The 333-nt window shown below is 60.1% G+C and carries 1 pseudogene; it reads right to left on the reverse strand.

Going from position 1 to position 333, the window contains the following annotated elements:
* Positions 1–333, reverse strand: a pseudogene (locus ACI94_RS01690) (hypothetical protein); the annotation flags it as partial.

Raw genomic sequence — 333 nt, forward strand, 5'->3', positions numbered from 1 at the left:
CCGGTGGGGAGTGATCGTGATGGTGTACCAACGTGCATCCGGGCCGAACGTCACTTCTTTCACCGGGCGGAATACCCCATCCGAGACCTCATAGAGCCTCCCCCGGGTCTCATTGTAGTGATCCCCGTACGCGTTCGGGCTCAAAAGAAGTGTCATACCCTGCTCCCGGAAGGGGATATCCTCCAGAGCGATGGCGTCGACCTCCCGCAAGAGTTCGAGGGGATGCACCCCCTGCACGGAAAAATTGAACTTCTGCGATTTGGCCGATACTGTTCCGCCCGGCCCCGCATACGCCTCGTACGCGTGCTGCTCGCCGTCCTTATCGCCGTAGAA

The organism is Methanoculleus sp. DTU007, from assembly GCF_001512385.1.
GTDB lineage: Archaea > Halobacteriota > Methanomicrobia > Methanomicrobiales > Methanoculleaceae > Methanoculleus > Methanoculleus thermophilus.